Annotated in this window: 5 protein-coding genes; 4 read left to right on the top strand and 1 reads right to left on the bottom strand. The window is 70.4% G+C overall.

Features of this window, described 5'->3' with window-relative positions:
• Both AB0I76_RS22260 and AB0I76_RS22255 read left to right on the top strand, forming a co-directional pair.
• On the top strand, positions 1-2,142 hold a 2,142-nt coding region (locus tag AB0I76_RS22260; RefSeq protein WP_357038597.1), incomplete at its 5' end, for a toxin glutamine deamidase domain-containing protein.
• Positions 2,111-2,413, top strand: coding sequence for a hypothetical protein (locus AB0I76_RS22255; protein WP_357038594.1), 303 nt, complete (start codon positions 2,111-2,113; stop codon positions 2,411-2,413). The genes AB0I76_RS22260 and AB0I76_RS22255, both read left to right, overlap by 32 nt.
• A gap of 179 nt (positions 2,414-2,592) precedes the next feature.
• Here AB0I76_RS22255 and AB0I76_RS22250 read toward each other — a convergent pair whose 3' ends face one another.
• The gene (locus AB0I76_RS22250; protein ID WP_357038591.1) at positions 2,593-3,021 is read right to left on the bottom strand and encodes a DUF4345 domain-containing protein; all 429 of its coding nucleotides are present in this window, start codon (positions 3,019-3,021) and stop codon (positions 2,593-2,595) included.
• 235 nt (positions 3,022-3,256) lie between these two features.
• Between AB0I76_RS22250 and nfi the strand changes: the two genes are divergently transcribed.
• Positions 3,257-3,928 (top strand): deoxyribonuclease V, encoded by a 672-nt coding sequence (gene nfi, locus AB0I76_RS22245; protein ID WP_357038602.1) that lies wholly within the window; start codon positions 3,257-3,259, stop codon positions 3,926-3,928.
• 179 nt (positions 3,929-4,107) lie between these two features.
• On the top strand, positions 4,108-4,976 hold an 869-nt coding region (locus tag AB0I76_RS22240), incomplete at its 3' end, for a hypothetical protein (RefSeq protein WP_357038600.1).

The raw sequence follows: 4,976 nt of genomic DNA, 5'->3' as shown, positions 1-4,976 counted from the left end.
CCCGAGTGGTACGCCGCACAGTGGGCCGCCGATCGGGACGCCTTCGAGCGGCGTCGCTACCGGGGCTACTACGAGTCCCAGCGGGCTCTACTGGAGGACAAGCGGCGGTTCGACGAGGTCGCCCGTCTGCGTAGCACGGCCGAGGAGCATCACCAGAGGGCGCGTGACTACACCGCCTACGCGCGGTACCTGGTTCAGTCAGGCCGGAACCACGAGGCGGCCGTGTGGCAGCGCAGGGCCGACAGGCAGACCAGGGCGTACGGAGGCTGCCTCGACCGGGCCGAGGCGGTGCTGGCCGGGACCGAGGTGCCGAAGGTCGTCGACATCGACGACCCGACCGACTTCCACCGGATCAATGACGACGTCGGTGACCTCACGCTCGGGGCGGTCGACACGGGAAACGGCTCCGCTCTGACCGGTGACGACGATCCACCGCCGATCGACCACACCCGCCGATACGGGGTCCGGGGCGGCCTGCGCCCGCCGTTGGCGCTGCACCAGACTGACGTGGAGCGGCAGATGCCGCGGCACCCGGACGGCAGCGTCGCACGTACCGCCGATCCACGCCGGGGCGGCTGGTTCCGGCTCATGAACGACGGGGGGCCGCAGGCCGATCCGACCCGGGGCATCAACTGTCTCGACTGCACGCTGTCGCTCTTCGACACGTGGGTACACGGCCGGCCCCGGGTGGCGGCCCCCCGGACCTTCGACGCGTACGAGAACGGCAACGTGACGCGCCCACTCGACGGGGAGGCGAACGGACCCGCGCGGATCGAGGACGTCACCGGCGGACGCTTCCAGCGCCTGTGCGCGCCCAGCGACGGGACGTCGCCGGTCCACCCGAAGCAGGCGCTGGACGCCGGCTACCGGAACCTGCACGACCAGTTGGTCATCGGCGGGCACGGGAGCTTCGCGTTCGTCATCAACCAGTGGGAGGGCGGCGGTTCGCACATCTGGGTCGCTCTGAACCAGAACGGCACGGTGCTCCACCTCGACCCGCAGTCGGGGGAGATCTCCGACAAGCCGTTGGGCGGGCATCGTGGTCACCCGCACAGCCGAAACGCGATCGACGCCGACGTCCTGATCCTGGGCCCTGACGCCAGGCCGATGCCACTGGCAGGGTTGCGGCGCGGGTTGTTCAGCCAACGGCCGGACCTGCCGGAGTACCCGCCAGCACGGGAGCATCAGGGGTACGGCGAGCCGTACCTGAACCGGATGCACCTGTTGGCCGGCCCGGGCTCCGCCGAGCCGGCCGGCGGTCAACCCCGGTCGTCAGGCGAGCATCAGTCCGCCAACCAGGCAGTAGCGCTGGAACTCTCGGATGCCGAACTGGCGGCCCTGACGGCACTACGAGGCCGTGCCGAACAGAAGGCGGATGAGGTTGAAGCCGCACTCGACCGCATCGGGTGGAAGGTTACGCAGCAGATGAATGTCGGTCATGCGGTCCGGCTGAGTGACCAGGAAAATCGCGTCAAGGGTCTGGATTCGTTGTCGCGAAAGTACGTCAGCGAGGCGCGAGCGTTCGGGCTCGGTATCGAGGAATTCAGCGACGACGTCAACGACGTTCTTCGCTTCTGCCTCGTGCTTCCGGCCGACGCTTACTACCGAGACGCGGTGGTGAGTGTGCTGGACGAGCTGGCCGCGTCCGGTTTTGTGGTCCGCGACAACGCGCGCAAGAATTTCTGGCACTCGGGCAACAAGTTCTATGGATTCAACTGCACCGTTGTTGCTCCTGACGGCCTGGCATTCGAGTTGCAGTTGCACACCGAGTTGTCGCGAGCGGCGTGGTTGGCTACCCATGAGGCGTACGAGGTCCTGCGTCAGGAAGCTCTGCCCGCGGAGGAGCGGGTGCACGCCTTTCTCGACATGCTGGCCACCAACCGTTCCTTCGGTATGCCGGAACGTGTGCCCGTGGGTCTGAGCGAGCATTTTCCCACCAAGAACTCCACCTTCGCAAAGTGGATCTTGGCGAACCCCCAGGTGTGGCAGGATTACCGGAACTGGCTGCTTGAAACGGGGCAGAGCTTCCGGCAGGTTGTCGAGGAGCGCGGCCTGCGGGCGCAGGACTTCCCTATGTCCTCGGACCTCCTCGAAAGGCTGGAGAGCGACAGTGTTGACCTACTACGTGATCTACCGGAATGACGAAAAGAACAGCCCTCGAGGCTTGTTCATCATGGATACCAGGCGGGGTGGCGCACTGCTGTGGGACCACCGTCAGGGTGCGTGGTCCTACGACCCTGCACTCGTCGTTCGCTTCCTTGACGATTACCGCAACCTCGATCGGTACGTGTCGGTTCCGAGGTCCGATGCCGAAGGCGTGGTCGGGGAGATTACAGGCGGCGAACACCTACCCGAGGAGAACGCCTTGGAGTCCATGATCGAAGACGGCCTGCAGCGGGGCTCCGGTCTGTGACACGACCAGACGTGGCTTGCTGTGTTCTGCTGAGGGCTGTTACATCGATGGGGGCCGCACTCATTGAACCAGCCCACCTCTGATGGGTACGGGCGGTAGCTTGGATCACCGGAGAACTCGTCTGCGCACCGCTCGATGCAGAGGCGCTTGCTGAGCCCGGCTCGCCGCCGCCGCGCGGCTTACTCCACCGGCTGACCCAACGTGACGGGTTCGCGGTGCCCGACGCCTGCGCGCACCACCCGGGCATGCCACCAGACGACGAGCGGCAGCCCGACGAGTTCCAACACCAACGCGGTCCCGAACACCGGATTCGGCCAGCCCACGGCCATGACCGACATCAGGCGGCCGAACCCGCCGACGACCGCGATCACGAGGATCGCCCGGGTGACGATCGCCCGCTGCTCCAGCCGGAACAGTGACCACCAGAGCCCGACGCCGGCCGCCAGCCAGTAGGCGACGACGAAGCGGTAGTTGTTGTCGACGCTGACCGGGGTCGACGCGCCGCCGGGTATGAAGGCCGGCCCGATGAGAAGCCCGGCCAACCCTGTCACCAGGGGCACCGCGCCGAGTGCCGCCAGCACGACCATGAGTGCTCTCCGCCCCGCCATCGCCTCACCGTCGTGTTCCGGGCCACGCACAGACCGATCGTCATCACTCTATGGCTGTGCTTCATCGGGCACCAGGCCGGCGACGGTCAGCGACCGGACCGGCAGCCGACGAGCCACAACCATCGCGTGTCACAGCCGACGGACCCGGGATCCCACCGCGCCGTACGATCGCCGCGTGACGGTGCCGGACGTGCGGGACGACGGTGCCGGGTCGACGTCCGCGCGCGGACCGCGGGTGGTCGTTCCCGGAACGGTCGCGGAGGCGCTCGCCGTGCAGGACCGGCTGCGACCGCTGGTCGACCTGGTCGGGCCGGGACCGGAGGCGCCGGCGACGGTCGCCGGCCTGGACGTCGCGTACGCCGAGGAGGGTGACCGGCTGGCCGCGGCCGTGACCGTCCTCGACGCCCGGACCCTCGCGGTGGTGGACTCGGCGGTCGCGGTGGGCCGGCCGGCCTTCGGGTACGTCCCGGGCCTGTTCGCCTTCCGGGAGTTGCCCGCGCTGCTCGACGCGCTGGAGCGCCTGCGGGTCGAGCCGGAGCTGCTGGTCTGCGACGGCCACGGCCTGGCCCATCCGCGCCGGTTCGGGCTGGCCTGTCACCTGGGCGTGGTCACCGGCCTGCCGGCCATCGGGGTGGGCAAGACGCCGCTGGTCGGCGAGTGGACGCCACCGGGGGAGCGGCGGGGCGCGTGGACACCGCTGTCGGACGGCGGCGAGGTCGTCGGTCGGGTGCTGCGGACCCGGGACGGGGTGAAGCCGGTCTTCGTCAGCGTCGGCCACCGCGTGAGCCTGGACACCGCGACCGCGCGGGTGCTGGCGCTGACGCCGCGCTTCCGGCTGCCGGAGACCACCCGTACCGCCGACCGGCTCTGCCGCGACGCGCTGGCCGCCGCCGCGCCACGGCGCTGAAGGTCGCACACGGCCGCGTCGCACGGGGGGCTGATCCGGCGCGCCGGCCCGTGCGTGGCGGACGCCCGGCCGGGGTAATCCAGGGCACATCCGGGGCATTCAATGACCGAGGCCTACCCGGCACCGGTAGTAGCCTGACCGGCGGATCCCCGGATGGGGGAGGAAACGGCGAGGTGATCATGGTAAGTCGGCACGCGGCGCGACTTGCGGCGGTCTGCGCGTTGGTGGCTGGCTCGGTCACCCTCGGCGCGTCGCCGGCGCTCGCCGAGGACGACTCCGTCCGGATGCGCGCCGCCGGCAGCTACACCGCCGGTGGTTCCCCGGAGGGCGCCTCGCTGGAGGTCCGCAAGCGCAGCGACGGGTGCGTGCTGCTGCGTACCGCCCTGTCCCTGCGACTCGACGGCCTCCGCGCCGACCAGGTCGCCGTGCAGGTCAACTACGGCGGCCGGTGGTTCCCGGTGCCACTGTCCGATGCCGGTGGCGGCGTCGCCACGGCGGCCACCGCGCCGCCGAACCCACGCCTCTGCAAGGACAAGAGCGTCACGGTGCGGTACCGGCTGGCCTTCGCGGCGTCCGTTTCCGGCGGCCGGTTGACCGTCGGCGGCGAGGCCACCGGTGCCCTCGGGCAGGTGCTCGGCCGGGGCAGCGACACGTCGCGGGTCGAGGGCGGGCGCGCGTCCGCCACACCGACGCCGTCGAAGAAGCCGTCCCCCACCCCGAGCGCGGTCGCCACCGTACCGGTGACCGACGAGGACACGCCGGTGGCCGCGCTCGCCGAGCCGGCCGGCGGCGCCACCCGGAACGTGGCCCAGGAGTCGTCCGGCGCGTCCCCGATCCTGTTCTTCGGCCTGGCCATGGTCGCCGTCGGGATCGTCCTCATCGTGCTGCTGGTGCGTCGCTTCCGGGAGGACCGGGCGCAGGCGAAGGACAGCAGGTCCGCCGGCACCTACGGCTCCGGGCGAGGGCCGGCCACCGGCCCGGTCCAGCCCGGTGGTGTGTACGGGCAGCAGCCGCCCGCCCAGCCCGCCGTGTACGGCGGCGCCCGCCC

The sequence above is a fragment of the Micromonospora sp. NPDC049799 genome, from assembly GCF_040656655.1.
In the GTDB taxonomy this organism is placed as follows: domain Bacteria; phylum Actinomycetota; class Actinomycetes; order Mycobacteriales; family Micromonosporaceae; genus Micromonospora.
This window is presented reverse-complemented; position numbering and strand designations above follow the sequence as displayed.